This window comes from bacterium (genome assembly GCA_013360215.1).
Taxonomy (GTDB): Bacteria; CLD3; CLD3; order SB21; family SB21; genus JABWCP01.
Genome location: JABWCP010000005.1, coordinates 82,889 through 107,029, shown reverse-complemented (window position 1 = coordinate 107,029; position 24,141 = coordinate 82,889). Strand labels below are relative to the sequence as shown.

The 24,141-nt window shown below is 45.6% G+C and carries 19 protein-coding genes; 1 reads left to right on the top strand and 18 read right to left on the bottom strand.

The annotated features are described in order from the left end of the window. Window positions 1–99: 99 nt before the first annotated feature. The 13 genes from HUU58_05000 to HUU58_04940 all read right to left on the bottom strand — a co-directional run bounded on the left by HUU58_05000 (window position 100) and on the right by HUU58_04940 (window position 14,005). Window positions 100–2,169 carry a DnaJ domain-containing protein gene (locus tag HUU58_05000; protein NUN45022.1) on the bottom strand — a complete coding sequence of 690 codons (2,070 nt, stop codon included), beginning with the start codon at window positions 2,167–2,169 and terminating at the stop codon, window positions 100–102. Between the two features lie 259 nt (window positions 2,170–2,428). Further along, entirely contained in the window at window positions 2,429–4,144 is a 1,716-nt protein-coding gene (sulP, locus tag HUU58_04995; GenBank protein NUN45021.1) for a sulfate permease, read from the bottom strand. Between the two features lie 19 nt (window positions 4,145–4,163). Then, the gene (locus tag HUU58_04990; GenBank protein ID NUN45020.1) at window positions 4,164–5,210 is read right to left on the bottom strand and encodes an alkaline phosphatase family protein; all 1,047 of its coding nucleotides are present in this window, start codon (window positions 5,208–5,210) and stop codon (window positions 4,164–4,166) included. A 6-nt stretch (window positions 5,211–5,216) separates the two neighbouring features. Next, window positions 5,217–5,738 (bottom strand): GNAT family N-acetyltransferase, encoded by a 522-nt coding sequence (locus HUU58_04985; protein NUN45019.1) that lies wholly within the window; start codon window positions 5,736–5,738, stop codon window positions 5,217–5,219. Continuing rightward, window positions 5,738–7,099, bottom strand: a complete 1,362-nt coding sequence (locus tag HUU58_04980) for an AMP-binding protein (protein NUN45018.1) — start codon at window positions 7,097–7,099, stop codon at window positions 5,738–5,740. The genes HUU58_04985 and HUU58_04980 overlap by 1 nt, the downstream gene beginning before the upstream one ends. Before the next feature lie 4 nt (window positions 7,100–7,103). Further along, entirely contained in the window at window positions 7,104–7,349 is a 246-nt protein-coding gene (locus HUU58_04975; GenBank protein NUN45017.1) for an acyl carrier protein, read from the bottom strand. A gap of 1 nt (window position 7,350) precedes the next feature. Continuing rightward, window positions 7,351–9,132, bottom strand: coding sequence for an HAD-IIIC family phosphatase (locus HUU58_04970; protein NUN45016.1), 1,782 nt, complete (start codon window positions 9,130–9,132; stop codon window positions 7,351–7,353). Beyond that, complete coding sequence (locus HUU58_04965; protein ID NUN45015.1) at window positions 9,129–10,316, bottom strand: SDR family oxidoreductase; 1,188 nt, start codon at window positions 10,314–10,316, stop codon at window positions 9,129–9,131. Before HUU58_04965 ends, HUU58_04970 begins: the two co-directional genes overlap by 4 nt. A gap of 50 nt (window positions 10,317–10,366) precedes the next feature. Beyond that, on the bottom strand, window positions 10,367–11,350 hold the full coding sequence (locus tag HUU58_04960) for a ketoacyl-ACP synthase III (GenBank protein ID NUN45014.1): 984 nt from the start codon (window positions 11,348–11,350) through the stop codon (window positions 10,367–10,369). Between the two features lie 20 nt (window positions 11,351–11,370). Beyond that, complete coding sequence (locus HUU58_04955) at window positions 11,371–12,153, bottom strand: MBL fold metallo-hydrolase (GenBank protein ID NUN45013.1); 783 nt, start codon at window positions 12,151–12,153, stop codon at window positions 11,371–11,373. Then, window positions 12,092–12,796: an SDR family oxidoreductase gene (locus HUU58_04950; GenBank protein NUN45012.1), complete on the bottom strand. Its 705-nt coding sequence runs from the start codon at window positions 12,794–12,796 to the stop codon at window positions 12,092–12,094. The genes HUU58_04955 and HUU58_04950 overlap by 62 nt, the downstream gene beginning before the upstream one ends. 4 nt (window positions 12,797–12,800) lie before the next feature. Continuing rightward, complete coding sequence (locus HUU58_04945) at window positions 12,801–13,100, bottom strand: hypothetical protein (GenBank protein NUN45011.1); 300 nt, start codon at window positions 13,098–13,100, stop codon at window positions 12,801–12,803. Between the two features lie 80 nt (window positions 13,101–13,180). Further along, window positions 13,181–14,005, bottom strand: coding sequence for a DUF3473 domain-containing protein (locus tag HUU58_04940; protein NUN45010.1), 825 nt, complete (start codon window positions 14,003–14,005; stop codon window positions 13,181–13,183). Window positions 14,006–14,181: 176 nt separating this feature from the next. Here HUU58_04940 and HUU58_04935 point away from each other — a divergent pair, with 176 nt between their 5' ends. Then, the gene (locus tag HUU58_04935; GenBank protein ID NUN45009.1) at window positions 14,182–17,340 is read left to right on the top strand and encodes a hypothetical protein; all 3,159 of its coding nucleotides are present in this window, start codon (window positions 14,182–14,184) and stop codon (window positions 17,338–17,340) included. A gap of 66 nt (window positions 17,341–17,406) precedes the next feature. On the opposite strand, the gene HUU58_04930 is transcribed toward HUU58_04935, so the two are convergent. The 5 genes from HUU58_04930 to pckA form a co-directional block, all read right to left on the bottom strand. Then, entirely contained in the window at window positions 17,407–18,528 is a 1,122-nt protein-coding gene (locus HUU58_04930) for a hybrid sensor histidine kinase/response regulator (GenBank protein NUN45008.1), read from the bottom strand. A 4-nt stretch (window positions 18,529–18,532) separates the two neighbouring features. Continuing rightward, window positions 18,533–20,665 (bottom strand): methionine--tRNA ligase, encoded by a 2,133-nt coding sequence (gene metG, locus HUU58_04925; protein ID NUN45007.1) that lies wholly within the window; start codon window positions 20,663–20,665, stop codon window positions 18,533–18,535. A gap of 42 nt (window positions 20,666–20,707) precedes the next feature. Then, window positions 20,708–21,523 carry an MBL fold metallo-hydrolase gene (locus HUU58_04920; protein NUN45006.1) on the bottom strand — a complete coding sequence of 272 codons (816 nt, stop codon included), beginning with the start codon at window positions 21,521–21,523 and terminating at the stop codon, window positions 20,708–20,710. Then, window positions 21,514–22,416, bottom strand: coding sequence for an MBL fold metallo-hydrolase (locus HUU58_04915; protein ID NUN45005.1), 903 nt, complete (start codon window positions 22,414–22,416; stop codon window positions 21,514–21,516). Before HUU58_04915 ends, HUU58_04920 begins: the two co-directional genes overlap by 10 nt. 117 nt (window positions 22,417–22,533) lie before the next feature. After that, window positions 22,534–24,120: a phosphoenolpyruvate carboxykinase (ATP) gene (gene pckA, locus HUU58_04910; GenBank protein ID NUN45004.1), complete on the bottom strand. Its 1,587-nt coding sequence runs from the start codon at window positions 24,118–24,120 to the stop codon at window positions 22,534–22,536. Window positions 24,121–24,141 lie beyond the last annotated feature (21 nt).

The window sequence follows — 24,141 nt, the reverse complement described above, 5'->3', positions numbered from 1 at the left end:
AAAATCATCATCCATGATGTTTAGTTTTATATGAACTATGAACTTCTATGATGCGAGGCGAGTTGCTTGCACTCTCTCGTCCGAATAATAGTTTGCAAGTCAATAAATTTGTTTTCCCGGAGTGCTCCAAATTTTCCATAAATCAGATTCTTTAATTAATTTGACATTAATAGCCCAGTACTCTTCTTGAGCGTTATGTTTTTTATGAAAAAGATAAACGCTAACTTCACATTCAACATCGTTTTCGTAGTTAACAATCATTGATTCTATTTTGTAGTATTCTGTGTCTGTAGATACAGCATCAATAAGTTTTTTATTTACTTTTTCTTTCTTAGCCTCAGCATAAAGCAAAACAGCTTCACCTGGTTTCTTTTTTTCAACAAAGAGATAAAATGCTCGTATTACCTCTTTTGGATCTCGAAAGTTAATTGAGTAATTATCGATAGGTTCAATGTACTTTTCGTTCTTTGTAGTTTTGTTCTCAGTGTGTAATATTTTTTGTTCTTCGGCTATGATTTTTATTACTCCATTCTTGAAATAAATTTCCATTTCATTTTCGGCTACCCCCTCCCTTTTTTCAATGTCATTTCCAACAATAAAATGATAATTGAAGAATATTCGAATTTGACCACCTTCTTCATTAATTCGAAACGTTTTGCGATCAAGGTTGTATGAAACCATCGGCCATTTTTTGTAAAATGCCAGTTTGAGTTGCTTGATTTGATTTTTTGTCACTTTTGATGTTGAATAATAATCAACAACCTCTTCGTAATCATTTATATATGATTCAATTTCTTGTTTGGCTTCAAAATTAAGATGGGTAGAAATGAAACTCATTACTTCATTTTGGAGATTATTTCTAACATCAACGGTTGATGGTGCTGTTAATGATAGCTTGCGTAAACTATTCTTCTCAGAAATATATACTGTGAATGATAAGAAAAAACAGGCAAGTAAGACTACATATATCATGTCCGTAAAGTCAATATTTATCATTGGGTGGTCTTTTTCGATTTTATAGGCATGCGTCTTATTATAAGTAGTATTGTATGTCAACAAAAGATTAACGGCGTTTTTTTTATTCTTTGAGTAGTTTTCCTTTACTGAATTTATTAATTCGGAATAAATTTTTGGTATCTCATTGTTCAATCTTTCTAAAATAAATGAATTGATCTCAACAAGTCTGATGTTTGCCTGAGAATATACTTTGTTTTTAAGTTCATCAAGTGACTCACCAAACATGCTACCGAAAAGGCCTCCCAGCGCGCCTCCGATGACAGCTCCAATCGGTCCGCCAACAGCCAATCCAAGAGCTGCACCGCTTACAGCTCCAAGTTGAGAAGTTTCTTTTTGAGATACCTCTTCACCTACATAAAGTTGTGCTTGTTCTGGAGAGAGCCTGAATTTATTATGATCTAATCTAATAACTCTTTCCTCTATACTAAAGCTCGATCTGACTGAACGGAAATACTTAATTATGCCGGCGGGTATTCCAAAGTAAATTGGAAACAACAAAAGTAGTAGATTGTTATTTAAATAGATTCCAATTGGAACGCTAATCAAACTAACAAAAAAACTAATTTTAATAGTTTTTCTTAAAAAGGGTGATTTTCGCCATAGCGCAGTCTCTTGAGCCTGAAGCTGCTCGTATACAGATTTCAAATATCCGTTAATCCAAGTGTCATAAGACTTTGCCATGCTTGCAAAATTCTCATTAAACCAAACAACGATATTTTGTAACCCATTCGTTGTAACGTCAGAAAAATAACTAGGAAAATGATTCTTAAGTTGAGAATTGGTTGTGTAGCTATTAAGCACTTCAATTATTTGATTCTCTATATTTGCAAAGACCGCATTGTGATACTCTTCATAACTTCGTTGCAATAATTCAAAAGCTTTCTCAATTTCGCGCAATCGCGCAGATATATCACTTTCTGTTTCAAATTCTGCGTCACATTTTTCGTGTTCATAGGAAGAATATCCAAAAGCAAAGTGATCTTTCAGTAGCTCATATGCTGCATTGATTAAGATGAATTTTGATGCATCTTTTGTTCCGGTTTTATCCGGATGATATTTTCTAGCAAGAACACGATAAGCGGACTTGATCTGATTAAGATTGGGGTGTGGTTCATTAATTTCGAGTATTATTAGAGCATCTTCGATTGTCATATTTTTCCCTCATAATTTGAACAATTGAAAAAACATTAATTGTTGTGTTCTATAGTCAGACCTTATTTTACCACATTGATTGTCGGGGAGATCAAATTAATGAAGGTGAGAAAGACTGTAAGTTTTTATGAAATTTAAAAATCAAATACAATACTCCTCTGTATAGGAGGATCATTTATAATATCGGCCTCCTTTGGGATAGATTTTTATTGTGGTTAGGATCAAATTCGTCGTTTTACGGGCCAAAATCTAATTGTTTTTACTTTTGGCCTTCACGGATTTCATGCATATAACGATGCAAAGATTCCGTGTTTTCAGCCGGTTGTGCTTTTATCAATTCGCCGGCTGCCGCCAGGGCTTCGTCAAGATTGCCGAAATAATAATCTTCGCCCATGGTTTGCATCAGGCCGGATTGCTCGACGGCGATGAGCGGTTGCGTATGTATCTCGGCGATCAAGAAATAAACTTTATCTTTTCGGCAATGATTCATCATTTCACGTAACGCGTGAAGCCCTCCCGCGTCAACATAGGGCACGGCACGCATGCGAAGAATCAATACGCGCGTGTGCCGTCTGGCAAAATCAAAGTGTTCCTGAAATTTATAAACCGAGCCGAAAAAGAACGGACCGTTGATTTCAAAAACCTGCACACCCTGGGGTATGCGTTTGTCCTTGACAGCTTGTGTGTCGGGGGGCTCGTCATGATCATCCAAATCAGACTTGATCACCTGAATACGTGTAACGTCGGCCATCTGCTTCATAAATAAAAATGCGGCGAGGATCATCCCGATTTCGATGGCCACGGTAAGATCAACCAATACGGTCAGCGCAAACGTAGTAAGCAAAACGATCACATCCGTTCGAGGGCCGCGAATAATAGCCATAAACGCTGTATGTTCACTCATATTATACGCAACGTAAATCAGGATGGCTGCCAGACAAGGCAAAGGAATAAGAGCTGCCCATTTCCCAAAAATCAACAAGATCATCAGTAAGATCAGCGCGTGGATAATACCGGCGATCGGTGTCCGGCCTCCGTTGCGGATATTGGTCGCCGTACGTGCGATGGCGCCCGTCGCAGGGATGCCTCCGAAAAAAGGTGTAACTATATTGGCGAGGCCTTGCGCGATGAGTTCCATATTGGAGCGATGTCGGTCACCGATCATACCGTCGGCAACAACAGCACAGAGCAATGATTCGATCGCGCCCAGTAAAGCGATCGTCGTCGCTGGCATAATGAGGGCTGTGATCGTAGACCATTGAATATTGGGGAAAATAGGCGCAGGTAATGAAGACGGAATTTCACCAAAGCGGGTATGAATCGTATCTACGGGCAATTGAAAAAAATAAACGACACACGTCGAAATGATCAAAGCCGCCAATGAGCCCGGGATTTTTTGTGAAAAGCGTGACCAAAAAACGATAATTAATAGGGTAGCGATGCCGATACCAAACGCATAAAAATTGATGGAGGATCCATGTTCAATATACGATGCCCATTTCTCTACAAAATCACCGGGTACTTTGTCTATTGTTAAGCCGAAAAAATCTCGAATTTGTGTTGAGAAGATGATAACGGCGATACCGGATGTAAAACCGGTGATGATCGGATGCGGAATATATTTGATAAGGCCGCCAAATTTAGCAAGCCCCATTAGAATCAATATCACCCCGGCCATGATCGTGGCGATGATCAATCCGTCAATGCCGTATTTTTCTACAATACCATATACGATCACGACGAAAGCCCCGGTCGGGCCGCCGATCTGAACTTTGCTGCCGCTTAAAAATGAAATCAAAAAACCGGCGATGATCGCTGTGTATAAACCGCGTTCCGGTGAAACGCCCGATGCGATAGCAAAAGCTATGGCGAGCGGTAAAGCTACCACGCCGACTATAGTGCCTGCGCTCAGATCCGCAATAAAGCGTTCGCGATTATAGTCTTTCAGCGTATCCAGTAATTTAGGTCGTAACATGGAACCTGCGGAAGTGTTTTTAGTAATCGATAACCAGTTGTAAACGTATCATGGATTCGTGATCGCACACGTAACCGAAAACTTTACGTTGTACGGCATCAATGTCAATCACGCCAAAATTCAGTCCGCCGTAAAAATCACCGACGCGGTGTGAATTAGGTTCGATCGGCAGTAAACTATAAAGCGTATAATTTTTGGTATGTGTCAATCCGCTGGACGTAAGCTCCGTCAATGTCGATCGGCCATTATTTCGGCCGTTTTCGATTTGAGATATTTCGGCATAGTGTCGGTCACCGCTCACAATGAATACGGTGCCCGGCACCGTTTTGAGCCAGGATAAAATTTTGTCCCTTGAAGCCGGATAATCTTGCCACACTTCATTGAACGCGTAATTATCGTTGGGGATAATTTGACTGGAAGAAGCGATCAATGTGATATCCGTCGTATCTCCGAAGAGCTCGCCGTACAACCATTGCCATTGTTTATCGCCGAGTATATCCTTGTTGGCACGCGGCTCTTCACGGAATGAACGTTCATCAAGAAGTATGAGCTTTATGCGGGTATTGAGCTTGTCGTAGCGATACGACGTATAAATACCTTCTTGCAAGCGCCGAGGGCTTTCAGCGGGTTCATCCAAAAAATCCATCAATAGACGTTGGGTTTCTTTTTTGTGTTCATATTCGCTGCCGCCGTCATTGACACCGTAATCGTGATCGTCCCAAATTCCGATCACCGGTACGGTTTGTCGTAACGCGGCGTAGTCCGGATGTTTTTTTTGAAAATTGTACATCCATCGTATGGTGTCAATTCCGCCGCGATCACCGTAAACGATGTCACCGAGCCACATCCAAAGATCGGGTTGGGCAGTCCTGATCGGATTCCATAGCGGCTGGGGAAGAAATGTTTTATTGCAAGAACCGAAAGCGATACGAAATGAATCCGGAGTTTTGCCGGGCAAAGGGCCTATCGGTGGCGGTGGTGTACAAGCAGAAAGTAAAATGGAAAAAAAGAGGACAGCGGTTGGTTTAAAAAAAATTAAAGCGTTCCATAGTTTTACTTTTTTCACGAACGGTCAACCTTTGTAGTTAGGATTCATCCAAGCCATCGGTATATCCGCTTCCAAACCACCATCCACACTGCGAATACGATTTTCAAAACGACCCTCGGTCACGAATCCGAGTTTTTCGTACATGCGTATGGCTTTAGAATTACTCTCGCGTGCAATGAGTTCTACGCGCAATATGTTCGGCATGGTTGTGCGGACGGTGTCTAAAAAAGTCGTAAAGAGTTGTTTTCCGATACCCAGACCTTGTGCCTTCGGGTCAACGGCGATCGTGAGTTCACTCAAAACATGATCAAATACTTTAATGCCCGGTCTGTAGGCGTGTATTTCACCAAGGCATTCGTTCTCATTGATTGCGATGATGGATAAACCGGTTGCGATGCTTCGTGATAGAAAATGGTGAACATAATCGGAAGTGACTTCATGCGTTTCACGAGCAAGTCCTCCGCGTATAGCGGCAACCCGGTTATAAAGATTATAAATGGCCGTTTCATCGCTCAACAAAGACGGGCGCAGGAAGAATGAACTCACTAGGAAGACTCCGAATCGCGGCGTATTTTTTTGAATCGCGCGTTATGTTGTTCGTTGTTATCTACAAAAACAAATTTAACCGGTACTTTGTATTTTGCCATACGCTCGAGACAAAATTTGCGAAGACGTTCCGTAGCAAGAAGTGTGTCTTCCGGTTCATGCAGGGTGATTTTGGCGTGCACGACGTGACCCATGATCGGATGGGGTTTCGCGAAAACGCTGACTTCGCGTACATTACCGGCTTCCATTAAAACGTTCTCGACTTCGACGGGGAAAACTTTTTGACCGCCGACATTGATCATTTCCGATTTGCGACCGAGGATACGCATGTATTCACCGCGCACCTCAACTTGATCGCCGGTACACATCCATCCTTCGTTGTCAAAAGGGCTGGGCGCATTGAGGTAGCCGACCATATTGGCTTCGGACCGAATCCACAAAATATTATCGACGATTTTTACTTCAAAACCGGCACCTCCGATTTTGACCCACACGGAATCATCACTTTCAGATTGCGAGCGCAACACGCCGAGTTCGGAAAGACCGTAAGTTTGTTTGATCTGCGCATTAGGAAAAATATCGCGGACTTTCGAAAGAGTTGCGGCATTCATGACTTCCGTACCATAGGTAATCATTTTGACCGAAGACAGATCGTATTGCCCGTACACGCGTGATGCCAAAAGAAGGTTGATAAATGTCGGTGTCGTGGGCAAGAGTGTCGCACGTGAAGTTTGTATGATGCGGCACACGGTATCAGGATTGCGATCCGGAAGACAAACGGCCGTACCTCCGTAAGCAAACGATGATAAAAATGTGTTAAATCCCCCAAAGTGATCCATCATCAAAAAAAGAAGTGTACGCCATCCCGGTCTTTTTTCGACAAATTTATGCATGACACGTTCGCAATCCTGCAAAATACCCTTAGGTTTGCCGGTTGATCCGCTTGAAAATACGATCAGCCCCGGTACGTCGCGCTGCATAAAATCCTCAATCAACGCGTTCCGCGGAACGGCATTGTACCTTTCAAAGGTCCATGTGTCGTCCGGAGCAAAACGGAACATACATTCGACACCGGCAATGTTTTTGAATTCTTCGATTTCGCGTTGGATCGCATATGTAAAAGGAACCATCACAGCTTTGACTTTCATCAACGCAAAAATGAGTGCCGCCGTCTGCGGTGAATAATCACCTAAAAAAGCACAAACAGTGCCGCGGCCGACCCCGTTGTCTTTCAAAACAGGTTCCCACGCGGCTATAGCGGTGTTTAATTCCGCATAAGAAAAAAAACGATCGTTCCAGTACAGCGCTTCCTTGTCGGGTGCTTCTGTGAGTCGTCGGAGTATGGTTTGAATGGACTGCATACGATTACGAAAAAGTAACTCCCAGTTCTTGTAGTGTAACTTTGATGAGCGGCAAACTCAGTATCTCGACGCTTTGTTCGGGGGTAAATTCTACGCCAAATTCTTCTTCGAGACCGAGTATGAGGTTCATGTGCCGTAAACTGTCCCAGTTTTCAACTTCATCCTGACGTATAGTGTCGTGCAGCGATGAGGGGTCTACTTCAAAAATCCGCGCCATAACTTTTTTTATGTCATGGGTCGTCTTAGCCATATTAACTCCTGTAAGAAATAAACGGAATGGGTGTCGTATCCAGTGCCGACGCGTCTATCGTATATTTCACACTTCGATCCGCTTGTGGCGTCGGTCGGAAGCCGAAACTGTCCCAAAATTTTTCAGTTTGACCATTCTTTTTAGTCGGTATGTAGTACGCTTGCCATGTGCGTATACTCCAGCGCGGTGTGAGTGCCGCCATGACGTGCCGAACAAATGCCGTTTCCAGTTTGCGTCCGAGTATGCGGCAACTGAGTAAAAAAGAGTCCATCTCGGCCGTATCGCCGTTACGCGTCACGATGATAACCGCCGTCAAACCGAAATCACCGAATTTATCGCCGGCACGCATAGTCCATACCGAAGCATCCGGGTTTTCAGCAAAAGCCGTGATTTGTGCTTCGGAATAACGCCGTGTGGTAACATTGAATTGATTGGTCTTTTGCGTCAGCTGCGCCACGCGCGGTATCTCATCGGTTGTGGCTTCGTGGATGGTAGCGTACAATTGAAGGGAGGCTAAATAATCATCAATGGAAGTATAGCGTGCTTCTTCGACGCGTCGCATGGATTCTTCGTGCATCATGCGCGTGCGATTTTTGTCTTCTGAGCTTACCTGCAACGCATCAAAAAAACCGGATCGTATCACAAATGGCGGATAGGTGTATAATTTTTGAGGAACCTGAAGCACGGTGACATCCGGGATCATCGTTCGGACAAGCTCGCATTCGGCGGGGCTGTCATCTACAAAAACAAAACTGTCGAGACCGATATTCAGTTCCTCCGCGAGGGAACGAATATTCGTTGCTTTATCGGTCCAGTTGATACGCCAAGCCGCGATATGTTCGCGCCGAAGCGCCATATCCGGATGATGATCAAAAACTTCCCACACGTCGGCCTCGTTGTTTTTACTGCAGAGCGTAAGAAGAATACCACGCTCATACAAAGCGAGCGCATTAAGCTGGAAGTCGCGATACACGCGTCCGGGAAAACTGTCGCGGTCCAGTTTAATACCCGACACGCCGTCTTCGCCGATAATCCCACCCCAAAGGGTGTTGTCGCAATCAAGAACGAGGCATTTTTTGGTTTTACCTTTTAATCCGCGGCTGAGTTTGGCGATATCGAAGGCATACGCAGACATAAAATCTTTTTTAAAAGGTGCCTTGGACGTGTACCAAAAACGATAATCCATAGCCGCTTCTTCACCCAGGCGAATAAGATAGCGCTCCCAGTCCATCAGATAGAGCCGCATCGGATCGCGACGCACGCGTTCACGGATCTTTCGGTTTATTCGTTGTACTTCTTCAAAACGTTCCGCGGCGTCCGGTGATCGGTACATGCCCCATTCGGAATCCCAAGGCGGCACGAATGTGTTAACGGCAAGCAATGCTTGTGTGTTTTGTAAAGCCGTATCCAGCAACGATTCGATTTCCGATATGACGCGGTCTGCAGTCCATCCGAATGTACGCAGGTTGGTATCCAAAGTCTCAAGTACGAGACCGAGCACGACGATGTCCGGATGGCGCTGATACAACGAGGAATTTTTATCTAACAATTCCTGCCGGACATTGTCGTAATTCCCGAAACTGATTTCAGGGCGTATGCCGGATTGGTAGTGATAAAACTTGAGAAAAGGTTCAATGCCTTCGATCGTAAAATTACGCAAAATATGAATGCGTACGGATTGCTCCGGTTTTTTTTCTAAATGGTCGAGATGATTTACCAGAGCAATGGTTTCCGAAAGCGTATCGGGAAGCGTGATGTCTGTAAGGCGTTCGGGGATCATCATAACATCGTTTGACCGCCATTGACGCGGATCGTCTCTCCGGTGATATAATCTGCCGCATCGGACGCCAGGTAAGCGATAGCGCCGGCGACGTCTTCGGATTGGGCAAGCCGTTTCATCGGTGCTTTCATGGCGTTCAATAGTTTTACTTTTTCAGGTACGTCGGCTACCAGTTCCGTATCGGTCATGCCGGGCGAAACGAGATTTACTGTAATATTTTTTGGCGCCATTTCTACCGCCAACGCTTTGGCAAATCCGTTGAGCGCATATTTGGCAGTAACATAACCCATGAGTTCAGCCGGCGGTGTACTTTCCGTGTACATCGTAGTTAGCAAAATGATCTTGCCGTACTTTTGCTTTTCCATCAGCGGGATGATGCCTTTGCAGAGGTAAAATGATGCCCGCACATTGATGTCCCACTGTTGGGTGATATCATCCCATGCGACCGACGCCCACTTGATGGCCGGTATTTTCACCGTAGCCGCATTGACCAAAACCGTTACGGTCCCGAGTTTCCGTGTTACATCTTCGGCCAAATGTTGAATATCTTCCGGTTTGAAAATATCTGCTTTAAATGCATGTGCTGCGCGACCTTCGTTTTTAACAGAAGCCACAAGATCGAAAGCTCTTTTTTCGTTGGAAAAATAATGTACAGCGACATCAAAACCTTGTTTTGCAAGCATACGACATGTGGCTTGACCGATACCTCCGGTAGCCCCGATGATCAGCGCCACTTTCTTTCTCACGGTTGTTTCTTCAACTACGGAAGGTTTTTCCTGAGCGATCACTTTGACTTTGGCTTTCCCGGTGGTGACTTTTTGTTTGTGCTGATTGATGATATCCGTTTGCAATTCGATGATTTGTTCGGCATCTATTTTACGCAGGACTTCAGCGCGAACGGTGATCTCGTCTCCGATACGGACCGGCAGTAGAAATTCCAAACTTTGAGAAAACCACAATGCACCGTCACCCGGAAGTTTGGTGCCTATTACTGTTGAAATAAAGGATGCTCCGAGCATGCCGTGTACGACCGGTTTTTTAAATGAGGTGCGGCCGGCGAAGTTTTCATCCACATGCATTTTGTTATCATCGCCGGTCAGAGCGACAAATTTTTCAATGTCGCTTGCCGTGATCGTGTGGCGAATTTCAGCGCTGTCGCCGATTTGTATCTGTGTGTAGTCGGGCATGTTTTTTTAAGGGTAAGTTAATCAAAATAAATCAGAGCGCACGTTTTTTATTAGTACCAGCGCAGAACTGTCGCGCCGAAAATAAATCCGGCACCGACGCCGGAAATCACGACCAATTGATCGCGTTGCAATTTGCCGGCAAGTACGGCATCGCAAAGCGCGATAGCCATCGAGGCTTCGCCGGTATTGCCTATGGTTTCCACATTGGTCTGCGTTTTATGCATGGGATGCTTCATCTTGGCCATGAGAAATTCGATTAACCGAAGATTAGCCTGATGAAAAATAAAAAAATCGACGGCATCGGTTTTTTTGGAAATTTTTTCAAGCACACGCATGATGACGCGGGGTTGAAATTGCACCACCTGTTTCCATACTTCCAGGCCGTTTAATTCGAAATACGGAAGTACATCGTTTACATTCTCCGTTCGCAGTGGGTAGCTTGATCCGCCGCCGCGAACGCGCACGGCGTCGTACACTTTGCCGTTGGCCATAATATCCGAGGCGAGTACACCATATCCTTCCGGTACACGCGCAAGTATTGCTGCACCGGCGCCGTCACTAAAATAAATAGCCGAATTGGGGTCTTTCCAGTTGATAAAACGGGATTGCAGCGCAGTACCGATCACGAGAGCATAGGCTATCGAAGAATCCAGGGTCATGCGATCGGCCGCATTGGCCAAGCCGATTTGGAAGCCGGTGCAATTGGCCATAACATCGTAAGCGCCCGCATTTTTAGCGCCGAGTTGCTCTTGCACGCGGCATGCCATCGCCGGACACAGATAATCTCCGGTGAAGGTCGCACAAATAATCAGGCCGATTTGATCGGCAGTGATACCCGCCATAACCATGGCTTGTCGGGCCGCTTCGACGGACATGCCCGATGCGGTTTCGTGCGCTTCGACGACAAATCGTTTGGTAACGCCGATTTTAGAAATAATATCGGCGGCCGATACTCCGGTCCACGCTTCGACCTGCTCATTGGTGATTTCTTTGGAAGGAATATATTTTCCTACGCCGGTAATGCCTATACCCATGAATATTTTATCGTGTTACGTTAAGCAAATGTATCAAAATGATCATGTACGCCGGGTTCATTTTTTGCCGATGCCCACCATTCGCGCGCTTCACCGATGGTCCATGGTTTTCCGTGACCTGCAAAAATACGTGCCGTATCGTGATGTTCGGACAGCAGTTTATCCACGGACTGTTTCAGCATAGTCATGTCGCTGCCCGGTAAATCCGCTCTCCCGACATGTTTGTGCATTAGTGTATCGCCCGTAAAAAGGGCGTCACCCAATACGAACGCCGCGCCGCCTTTGGTGTGGCCCGGCACATGCAGTGCGCGTAGGGCGAGGGCACCCAGTTCAAATACGTGCGGCGTCTCAAAAAAATTGACCGGCTGCGGCATCGGAATGGGTTGACGGCCGAAACGAATCGCATACATCGGTGCATGCCGTATTAATTTATGGTCATCTTTATGCAAATAGGCCGGAATGGAAAACATACGACAAATCGGAGTTACAGCGCCCACATGATCATGATGGGCGTGGGTCAGCAAAACCCAAGTCAGTCCGCGGTCCCCGTTTTGGGAAATCAGATCCGCTAAACGATCGGCATCATAACCGGGATCAATCAACGCTTGTTCGCCGGATGCACTTGTGATAAGATAACAATTTTCTTTCCACAGCGGATCCGTCACGACTTCCGTGATTTTAAAACCGTCTAATATATATTCGTAAATGCCTTCCATGCCGTATTCGCGCTTTCGTCCAAGGTCAGTCCACAAGACCCATATAAGTGACTTGGCCTGTGATGCAGGCGCTTTCGGGCGCGGCATAAAATGAGATCACATTGGCGATTTCGTCTGTGGTGATAGGACGCTGTATGGTCTGCTGGGCTAACATATTTTTTTCCCATTCCGGGCCAAACGATTTAGCCGCATCCGTCGGCGACATCGAAGGCGCGACGACGTTGCAAGTAATTCCGAGCGGTGCCATTTCACGGGCAAGTACTTTGGTCATTTGTTCGATTGCACTTTTGGTGGCCGAATATACGGATGTACCGGGCGCATGAAGGCGCGTCATGATAGAGGAAATCGTGATGATACGACCTTGTTTCTGCAGCAACATGGTCTTGGCTGTCTCACGGCATACGTAGTACGTGCCGGCCACATTGGTCTTGAGATAGGCTTCGAGTACATCGCCGGGCGTGACCGTCATCTGGAGCGCCGATTCGACCAAACCGGCATTGCAAACCAAAACATCAATACGACCGCCTTCTTTTTTCACCGTGCGAATCCATAGCCGTACGGCGGATTCATTACTCACATCCAAAGCTGTGTGATGATAAGCGGCATGTGTGATCGTCGCCTCGCTTCGGCTGCATCCGAAAACACGGTATCCTTTATTTAGAAAATATTCTGCTAATCCTTTGCCGATACCTTTGCTGGTACCGGTGATGATCATAACCGGCGTAGCCATGATGTTATCCTTTTTGAATCAAGCCGACGATGTAGCCGGCTATGGTTTCGGCTGACAGAAACGGGTTATTAATATTAAAACCTTCGATTTCATCTAACACAAGAAAGATGTCTTTGCCGGAAGCCGTCGCGATGCGTTCTTCCAAATCGGTAAACAATGTAACAAAAGCCATCGAATCCAGTGGTGATCCATTGCCGAGAATTACAAGATCCGGTGTTACCTGTACTTGCGAAGCGATCAACCCGCTGCGCGTAAGACTGTCAAACGACTCCTGGATAACGTTTAAAACCTGTTCGGTATTCATTCAAACTCCAATATTGCTAAACTGAAAAACGGAAACCTATCATACGTATTTTGAGCGGCTTTTTCAATGAACGATTATAGTCATTGAAGATGCCGGCTGATATAATCACGATAAGGAATAATTGTTGCCCCGTCGGCAAGGATAGTATCTATTTTATCAAGCATCGTGCCGCGGTTTTGATACATCACCCAGTTATAAAACCGGTTGTCTTTTAAGCCCGGATGCATGAAATGCTCCTGCTCGGTGTCAATATCATAAGGATGAAAATAGCTGAGCACCGGGCGTGATTGATTCCAGTGATGACGAAAGGCGCGCGCCGTCATCCACAAAGGCAATGTGCGAAAATACAAACCACCCGCACATGGGACGGAAATAAAACGCGAAGGAAAAAGAGTGATCGGCAATTCCCAGATGCGATCATGCATTCGGCGAAAGGCCGCTCCAAATTCCGGCCAACCGTACAAGGGATTGGTCGCAGGCAGTACTGAACTGGAATACGTAAAACCCTGCTCGATGAGAATTTCATAAGCCCATTGTGTTTTTTTGGTCAACGAAAAAATAGGTGCGCGAAATCCGTTCAGGGTCTCCACGCCCGTTTTGTGAAGTCCGTCCATGTTGCGAAGCAGGTCATCGCGAAATGTTTCCGGTGTTTGTTGGTCAAGAGGTATGTGCCGATGCGTATGGCAAGCAATTTCATGCCCTGCGGAATAGATTTCGCGGATTAGGGACGGGTAGGCTTCTGCGACATCGCCCACGACGAAAAAAGTGCACGTCATGCGATGTTGGGCCAAAAATTTCAGATAACGCTCCGTCATGGCCGGGACGCGTTCGCGGTACTTTTTGCCTTCGGTCATCCAAAAACGAACGTCTTCGAGATCAATACTGAAAAGAAAATATTTTTCCAAAATGGTTTCGCCGTTTTTTTTTATTAAATCGGCCTAAGATAGGAGAATTGGTTTAGCGAATCAACCGGAGATTACGGTACTCTATTTATAGAGTATGTTTACAAAAAAAAATAAATATTGTTGTCATTCGATAGTCTCTGGTATTAAATTGCAATCACATTTCTTATACACATCCTATGCCGCCTTTTTTTATCAGACATACCCTCTTTTGGTGGGTTTTTGTAAGCAATCTTTTTGCGCAGCAATATTATATAAAAAACTATTCCACGTCTGACGGATTGCCAAGTAATACTATTTTTGAAATTTTTGTTGATCGCAACTATGCGATGTGGATTGGCACCGTGGACGGGTTGAGTTATTACGATGGACAAACCTTTCAGAATTTTAACAAAACCCATGGATTGATCAATCACCGTGTATGGTCTGTTGCTCAGGATTCATCCGGCGACGTTTGGGTTGGCACGCGTACAGGGATCAATCGTTTTCACAAGACCCGCAGCGGATGGCAGATACGCGCATGGTTAACGCAGTTGTCTGTTCGTCACATTCATATCGAGGCCGATCAATCCATGATCTTGAGTACGGAAAACGGAGCATACAAATTTACATGTTTCACAGATGATTCGAGTTCGTTGGTGCCGATGGATGGCTTACAGGGAAAAATGGTTTACCAGACATTGCGTGATCCGGATAATAGATTGTGGATAGCAACGGATCAAGGCGTGTGGATGCAAAAAGGAACGGCATTAGAAAATATCCCGACTCCTTTTCCGATTGTACGGGGTTTGTTCTTACGTGATTCATCACACTTGTATGCTTTACATTTTCGGGGCGGTATAAGTTTGACGGACCCTCAATCGGATTCCCCTTCGTTTGTTTCACAAGATTTACCAAAAGGATTTACGAAACGCAGTTTTTACCGAATGATCGTTGATCCCACCGGTAATTTTTGGGCGGCTACCGATTTGGGTATAACACGACTTCGGTTTTCAGGTACACGCGTCGTTTCGATGGAAGTTATTGATGAAACCAAAGGACTTGCCAATAATCTGACCATACCGTTAGTTAGCGATCATGAGGGGCATATTTGGGTTGGCACTCACAATGGTCTTTCGCGTTTCGCCGGTTTACGTTTTTCGTATTTCATTCCTCATAATAATCCCGGAATTCAAGTCTATAAATCCATAGCCGTATCAGAGACAGTTATTTATATGCTGACCAGCGCTGGTCTTTTTTATGTCAATGCGCAACATCCTGCAGTGCCATTACCGTTGTATGGTAGTACGCCGATACAAGAAGGTGTGTCTCTCGGAAAAAACAGATTGGCTCTAGTTAATGACAGCGAAATAGCAGTTTTTGTTGTTGACGGGAAAACGTTGCTAAAACAAAAAGAAATATCGGTTGAAGGTCAAAGTATTGCATCGTTTTTGTTTCTGGACGAACAAGATGTAATGATCGGCACATCCGCTGGGCTTTATCGTCATCGACATGGTCGAGTAACACGTATCCATGCTTCGACATTCACAGATCAAATGATGGTTTATACTCTTATGCGCGATGAAAAAGGGGCGATATGGGTTGGTACATCACACGGTGCCTATGTGTTGGCAGCTGATCAGGATTCGCTGCGAGTACAATCATGGTCTTTACCCGGTGTTATGCCGTTTCAATCTGTAGGTCAGATTTACCGTGATGCGTCGGGCATGATGTGGTTTTGTACCGAAGGCGCGGGGCTTGCACGCTGGGATGGACAAAACGTACGCGTTTATACTACCGATAACGGTATCTCAAATAATATTGTGTACTCTGTTTTCGAACCGGATACGACGGCCCTTTGGGTTTGTACCGCCGGCGGTATTGATGTTATGAGCCGAAAAAATGAATCATGGATGCATTGGGACAGCCATTCCGGATTTTTCCGGAAAGGAAGTACGCCATACTCGATCATGAAAAGTTCCGATTCTGTGTATTGGATCAGCACGAGTCGTGGGTTGGTGCGTACAGATTTCAGCGAACCGTTTGCGTCCGGAAATTCTGTTCCAGTACTGGTGGATCAGATTCTTGTCCAAGGTAAACCCCAACGACACAATGGGATTCTGCGTATTGAGCCGGGAGTTCAACAAATCCAGTTTCGTATCAAGGCGATATCTTACCGTTATGAGAATGATGTGCGGTACAGTTTTTTTATGGAGGGTTTTGACGAAGCTTGGTCGGAGTCTTCCTCGCAAGGCGTGATACAATATGCGGGTTTATCGCCGGGGATATATAGGTTAAAAAGCAAAGCCATCACACCCGGCGGACAATACCGCGGACCGGATGTGGTTTTGGAAGTGTTGACCCCGTTTTGGAAAGAGACGTGGTTTGTAGCGATATCGTGTTTGGTGCTTATCGCCGTGACGGCCGGCGCCTACCGGTGGCGAACCTATCATTTATGGAAAAAAGCGCGCCAGCTGGAAATGCTGGTGCGCGATCGCACCAAAGATTTGGTGCGTAAAAGCCGAGACGTGATCAAACAAAAAAAAGAACTTGAAAAAACATTACAAACCCTACGCACTACCGAAGCGCAGCTTATCCAAGCGGAAAAACTTTCTGCTCTAGGTGAACTCACAGCCGGCGTGGCGCATGAAATTAATAATCCGATTGCCTTTATTTACGGTAATTTACCGTTGCTGGAAAAAGATCTTCGCCGTTTAACGGAGCTGGCGCAAAAAGCTAAAGCCGGACCACTGGACGACAAAGAGGCGCTAGAAATGACTCAAATTGAAGATGATATTCATTCGGCGATTGTATCAACGCGGCACGGAGTACAGCGGGTACAGGTTATCGTCAAAACGTTAAAGAAGTTTGTTCGACTGGATGAAGCGAAAGAGGATTTTAAATCCGTGGAAGAATGTCTGGATAGTGCGGTCGATGCTATAATTATCCAGTATCCAAAGGTTCAGATCAAAAAGGATTATCGGGAGACACCGCAAATTTTGTGTTATCCGTCCGAATTGCAGCAGGCGTTTTATCATGTCATGCTCAATGCGATACAATCGCAAGCAACCGATGCGCGGGTGGACTTTTCAACAAGCACCGACGGTAAATATGTGTATGTGGGAATTCGCGACTATGGCACGGGCATCCCTGAGGCTATAAGCCAAAAAATATTCGATCCTTTTTTTACAACCAAAGATGTAGGGCGCGGAAAAGGATTGGGATTGTCTATGACTTACGGGATCATGGAAAAACACGAGGGTGGGATACGGTTTGAAAACTGTCAAGATCAGGGTGCGAAATTTATACTGATGTTGCCTGTAGAGCGTAGGTCTTCATCGCCGTCGGTGTTATCGTAGTCGCATAGAAGAATTACGGGGAAGAAATAAATAGTACTTAAGAGGTTCGATAAAAAACGAATGTTCTTATATCACATGGATCGGGAATAATAGACTAAATGTGCTGCCCATGCCTTCATGGCTTTTTACTACCAAACGCCCACCGTTGATTTCTGTAAGATCACGCGCAATGGCAAGACCGAGACCGGCACCTTGTTGTTCCATTTCAGCGCGATTGACTTGATAGAATTTGTGAAAAATACGATCTAACTGCTCTTCCGGAATGCCTATGCCCGTGTCTTCGATATCCAAACGTACATAGTCGTGGTCTTTGCCGCTGCGAATACGAATTTCTCCGCCGGGCGGAGTGAATTTATAGGCATTGCTAAATAAGCGCTCCACCACATCGGCAACTTGATCTACATGGAGTTGTAACCCCGGCAAATGCCGTTCTAGCTGAGATTGGATTCTTAGTTGTTTGATCTCCGCCCGCTTTTTGAACTGCGGTACGAGATGCTCAACGATGAAGTTGATATCAGAATCTTGTTTGGCTTCTTTGTATTCAGATTTTGCATCACCGGCTGCAATGCGTACGGTGATCAGGAAATCTTTGAGCAGGGCATCTAGGCGTTCACCGCTTTTTTTGATGCGAAGAAGAAGTTCTTGCAGCTCATGGGGTTTAAACTCCATGGTTTCATCAAGCAAAAGATTGGCTGTAAGCTTGATGATAAAAAGCGGAGTATTGACTTCGTGTGTGATCGTCGAAAGGATTTCTCGTTTCAGTTGATCGATTTGCGTCAGCATTTCCGCTTCGGTGCTGGAGCGAATCTCTTCTACGCGTTTGAGTTTGCCGCGAATAGAGGCGACCAGATCTTCTTGTTCGATCGGTTTGGTTAAAAAATCATCCGAACCGATTTCTTTACCATAGCGACGTTTGTCGGCGTCGGAATGTGCCGTGAGAAAAATAAATGGAATGCTGCGAAGATCGGGTATGGCTTTTACGTTGTTATATAATTCGAAACCGTCCATGTACGGCATCGAAATATCGCTGATGATGAGATCGGGCTTATACGTTTTTAGTTTTTCCATCGCAGCAAAACCATTGGGCGCAAGTGTCACGTCAAAATTCATCCGGCTCAGATAAATCTGAATTAATTGTCTGTTTTGGAAGTCGTCTTCGACGACCAGTATTTTGGCGTGAGTGCTCATGGATTTATTTGACGCGCAGTCCGCCGGGCATGACGGCCTCCGGGGATAGTATTTTCAGTGTGGTGCCGTCGCTGACCGTCAGGATCATCCCGTTGGATTCAACGCCGCGTATTTTCACCGGTTTGAGATTGGCGACGATGATCACGTCTTTTCCAATCAATTCTTCAGGCTTATAATACTCCGCCAAACCGCTCACAACCTGACGTTTTTCAAAACCAAGATCGAGCTGGAGTTTGAGTAATTTGGTTGTGCCTTCGATTTTTTCGGCATGCAGCACCTTGGCGGAACGCATATCGACTTTACCGAATTCATCAATACTTATTTGCGCTGCAGTGACCGCTTCATTTTCGGATTTCGGTTTTTCAACCGGTTTGGACTGCGCACTTTCTGTCGTTTTTTGTTCGATCATTGAGTTCAAATGATCTATCTCCTTTTGTATCACACCATCTTCGATTTTAGGGAAAACAATTTCAACTTTGCCGAGCACGTGGCCGGTGTCCATTCGCGAGGTGCCGATGGTATTCCAATCCTGTTCTTTGACTAGGCCCGACAAACCGAGCATTTGCCATACTTTTTCAGAGGTAAATGGCAAGAAAGGATGCATGATCACGGCTAATGCGCGTACGACTTGTACGCTCACCCACAAAACCGTAGCGCCGCGTTCCGGTTCGGTTTTGATTTTTTTCCAGGGCTCCGTATCGTTAAAGTATTTATTGGCGGCGCGTGCCAAATCCATAAAACGTTTTAACGCATCGCGGAAACGAAATTCTTCAATAAATTTGCCGACTTCGGTTTGCGCGGCCAGGATTTCGGAAAGCATTTGTTCATCCATAGTCGTAAGCGTGCCGCACGACGGGACTTTGTTGTCGTAGTTTCGAATCGTAAAGGACAAACTGCGATTGATGAAGTTTCCGAGAATATCTGCTAATTCGCTGTTATTTTTAATCTGAAAATCTTTCCATGAAAAATCGGAATCTTTGTTTTCCGGAAGATTGGATGTCAACGTGTAACGCAAAAGATCCGGAGGAAACTTTTGAAGATAATCTTTTACCCAAACCGCATAATTACGACTGGTCGAAAGCTTGTTACCTTCCAGATTGAGAAATTCGCACGCCGGTACATCGGAAACTAAAACCAAACGGCCCGATGTCTTACTTTGATTGTAGGCCATCGTGATGATAGGGAACATGATCGCATGAAATACGATATTATCTTTGCCGATGAAGTGCACGAGTTGGGTATCGTCCTTTTGCCAATAATCACGCCATTTTTCAGGTTGGCCTACTTTTTTTGCCCATTCTTTGGTCGAAGAAATATAACCCAATACCGCTTCAAACCAGACGTAGATTACTTTTCTATCGGAACCTTCGATGACGTTGTTCTTACGGTCTTTTTTGGGAACCGGTACACCCCAATCAATGTCGCGTGTAATGGCACGGTCGCCAAGTTTCTGTGCAAACCATCCTTTACAGTAGTTGATGACATTGTCTTTCCAGTGAGACTTGCTAGATATCCATTTTTCCAGTTCGGATTGAAATTCGCCCATCGGCAAATAAAAATGGGTGGTCTCTTTGGCGATCGGAGTAGTGCCGGTGACTTTGGAGCGCGGTTGGATCAGATCCATTTGATTCAAATACGTACCACATTTTTCACATTGATCGCCGCGGGCATCCGTGTTTTGACATACAGGGCAGGTTCCTTCGACATACCGATCCGAGAGGAACATTTTGGCCTGTTCATCATACCACTGCATCTCGGGTTTGCGTTTGAGCAGATTTTTTTCAAGCAAGTCGAGAAAAATTTTCTGCGCCGTATCGTGATGAACCGGATTGGATGTGCGGTCGTAATGGTCGAAGCTGATGCCCATACGGGAAAACTCGTCCTGAATCATCGCATGATAGCGATCTACAAGGGCTTGAGGCGTAACCCCTTCTTTTTCCGCTTGTATCGTGATGGGCACACCGTGTTCGTCGCTCCCGCAAATGTAAACGATATCGCGACGCATGAGGCGTTGGTAGCGAACATATATATCAGCCGGGAGATATGCGCCGGTAAGGCGTCCGATGTGACTGGGACCATTGGCATAAGGTAACGCACTCGTCACAAGAATGCGTTTAAACGATGTGTCGGTAGGCAAAGCTAACTCCGTAGGAAAAACAAACTGTCTGAATCTAAAAAATTATTTGGTTACGTAAACGACTTCTTGTTGTGCGCAGGTGAGGCGCAAGTCGCTGTATTTTTCTTTGAGGCGCAGTTCGATACGATCCAGTTCACGGTCGGTGCGCATCGGTTCGTGATGCGTGAGTAATAAATGTTTACACTCGATCTGCTGCGCATTGCGGCAAGCCATATCAAATGTACTGTGCCCCCAACCGACACGTTGCGCGTATTCTTCATCCAGGTACATCGCGTCGTGAATGAGCATGTCCGCGCCTTTGGCCCAGGTAATAAATTCACGATTGACGGAATTATCAATGGCTTCGTGATCGCTGGCGTACACTACACTGTGACCGCCGTCGCTGATTTTGTATGCGAAGCAGGGGTCGGTATGGTTGAGTGCACGGCATGAAATCTGAAATCCGTTGATCTCAATATCTTGCGTAAGCTGATGAAATTCGAGCTTGGAATTGAGTTGCTGCCATCCGTTGAAAGGGCCGTAGGAACCGTCAAAGTAGATATCCATCACTTCTTTGAGTTTGTCATTCGATTGTGGCGAATAAAAATGATTGATACTTTTGGGGTGGTGCATAGCGCCGAAATAGTTGAGACCCTGAATGTGATCCCAGTGAAAGTGGGAAATCAAAAGGTGAAATTCACCCATCTTGTTTTTAAGATGGTCGGAATAAAATCCTATACCAAAACCCGCATCAATAATAACACTGCGCTCTCCGCTGGAAATAACCACGCATGCCGTATGGCTTCCGTATTTGAGCGAATCTTCGTGTGTCGCGCTGATCGAGCCGCGCGTACCGTAAAACGTGACTTCTAAACCCATACTTCCGTTCCCTCCCGCAAGGCCACCACTTCGATAGCGCCTGCTTTTCCGATGGATTTTACATAGTCATTGGCCGAAGTGATTTTTTGCTCTACAAGAGTGTCCGTATCTTCCGGGGCATGGTGCCCGAGTATGATCTTTTTCACGCCGGCCTTGACTGCGAGATCGACAGCCATTTCGGGTGTCGAATGCCCCCAGTTTTCTTTACCTTTAATTCCTTCCTTGGTAAAGTGCGTGTCGTGCAGCATGATATCGGCTCCGGTGCAAAAGCGAACCAGATTTTCGTAGAATTCTTTTTCTGTTTTTGTGAAGTCTTCTTTGTTCCAGGCTTTCATCAAAACGCCGAGATGATTGTTTTCGATCGGCGCATGATCGGTGATGATCAAAACCGATTTTCCTCCGTGTTCGATCCGATAGCCGAGCGTCAATCCCTGGTGATTGAGTTGCACGGTTTTGACGGTGGCTTTTTCAAGCGGGATCGTCTGATCGGGATGCAATTCGTGGAAAGTGATCTTATCGCGTACCAGTGAAAAAGGAATCGGTATCAAACCTTTGGCATGCTGAAGTTTGAAAAGTTCTTCGATGGTGTATTCTTCAGAGCGCGGGCCGGATATGGAAATTTTGGTGTTTTTATTAAATAACGGTGCAAAAAGCGGGAATGCGAGAATGTGATCCCAGTGCGTGTGCGTGATAAAAAAGTGTGCATGAAATCCTTCAGGGTGCTGTTCGGAAATCGTAACCCCTTCACGATAGATGCCTGTGCCGCCGTCAATATAGATTGGCTGCATACCGTCAATCGTGATTTTGAAGGCTGTTGTGTTTCCGCCGTAGCGAACCCGGTCCGGCGTCAATATCGGACGCGAACCGCGTGTTCCAAGCAGTGTAAACTTCATGCCCACCGTGTACTCCCGGCTTTGTTGATTATTTATAATCAACCACGAATACTACACGTTTGTTACGCAAACGGTAATATTCGTGGTGTTATGTATCTCATTTCAAAAAAAACGATATTACGCTTTCGGACCAGCTTTTTTAACGTCGTCCGAAGCTTTATCGGCAAATTTTTCAAAATTTTTGATGAATAGATCGGCCAATTTTTTGGCTTGGGCATCGTAACCGGCTTTATCTTTCCACGTGTTTTTAGGAACGAGGATTTCAGCCGGTACATCAGGGCATGATTCCGGTACAGCCACGCCGAAAACCGGATCGTTATTGTATTTCACGTTATTGAGTTTGCCGGATAGCGCAGCATTGATCAATGCGCGTGTGTAACTCAGCTTCATACGTGAGCCGACACCGTATCCGCCACCGCTCCAGCCGGTATTGACCAGCCATACGGTAGCGTTATGTTCGTTGAGTTTTTTACGCAGGAGTTCGGCATATACATTAGGATGCAGCGGCCAGAAAGGAGCGCCGAAGCAGGTAGAGAAGGTCGGCGTCGGTTCTGTCACACCGGCTTCCGTTCCGGCGACTTTGGCCGTATAACCCGATAAGAAGTGATACATCGCTTGGGCCGGTGTCAGTTTGCTGATCGGAGGAAGTACGCCATATGCATCGCAAACGAGGAAACAAATATTTTTAGGATGTCCGCCGATACCCGGAATGATGCAGTTATCAATGTATTCGACCGGGTAAGTGACGCGCGTGTTTTCAGCGATCGCGGCGCTGTCATAGTCCGGCGTACCGTCTTGTTTGAGAACGACATTTTCCAGTACGGAACCAAAACGAATAGCATTCCAGATTTGCGGTTCGCCTTCTTTGGAGAGTTTGATGGTCTTGGCATAACATCCGCCTTCAAAATTGAAGACGCCTTCGTTGGACCATCCGTGCTCATCATCACCGATAAGACGGCGGAGCGGATCAGCCGAGAGTGTGGTTTTGCCGGTACCGGACAAACCGAAGAACAAAGTCACTTCGCCTTCTTTGTTGCTGTTGGCCGAGCAGTGCATGGGGAAAATGCCGCGCTCGGGCAGAATATAATTCATTACCGTGAAAATCGATTTTTTGATTTCGCCGGCATAATGTGTACCGCCGATGAGGACGATTTTCTTTTCAAAATTGAGCATGATGAAAGTCTTCGTGCCGAGACCGTCAAATTCCGGTATGGCGTGCATACCGCAAACATCAATCACTGTCCAATCGGCATGATGCGTGGCCAATTCTGCTTCCGTAGGGCGAATGAAAAGAGTTTTAGCGAAAAGCGAATGCCATGCTTTTTCCGATATCACGCGCACGGACAAACGATTTTTAGTGTCGGCGCCGGCAAAGCCGTCGAACACAAATACGTCTTTACCTTGCAGATAAGAGCGCATGCGGTTAAACATCACATCAAACTGAGCTTGCGAAACTTTTTTGTTGTTTTCCCACCAGATTTTGTCTTTGCTGGTCGGCTCTTCGACGACATATTTGTCTTTGGGGGAGCGGCCTGTGTGCGGTGTCGTATTGGTCACAAGTGCACCGTTGGATGCAAGCTGACCTTCGCCGCGTTTGATTGCAAGTTCGACTAATTGGCTGACCGAAAGATTTTTGTGGATTGTACCGGTATTAACAATACCAAGGTGAGCTAATTCATTGTTAGTAGTCATTGGAATATCCATCTCCTAAGTGATTATCGAGTT